1 protein-coding gene is annotated in these 242 nt (G+C 67.8%); it reads left to right on the top strand.

Annotated elements, in window-relative coordinates:
- Positions 1 to 242 (top strand): HlyD family efflux transporter periplasmic adaptor subunit (locus KVS69_RS20330; protein ID WP_217540096.1); only part of this gene is annotated, 242 nt, incomplete at both ends.

Here is a 242-nt window from a genome sequence, read left to right as displayed (position 1 = left end):
GAAGACGCGCGCGCGCAGTCCCGCCTGGCGACCCTTGAGCAGTCCTCCACCACGGTGGTGGCGCCGATCTCCGGCGTGATCGCAACGCGCTCGATCAAGACCGGCAACTTCGTGCAGATCAATACGCCGATCTTCCGCATCGACGACAACTCGCGGCTGGAAGCCACGCTCAACGTGCCCGAGCGCGAACTGGCCACACTGCGTGCCGGGCAGCCGGTGGCCCTGGTGGCCGATGAGCTGCC

The sequence above is a fragment of the Stenotrophomonas sp. GbtcB23 genome (assembly GCF_019091045.1).
Lineage (GTDB): Bacteria > Pseudomonadota > Gammaproteobacteria > Xanthomonadales > Xanthomonadaceae > Stenotrophomonas > Stenotrophomonas rhizophila_A.
This window is presented reverse-complemented; position numbering and strand designations above follow the sequence as displayed.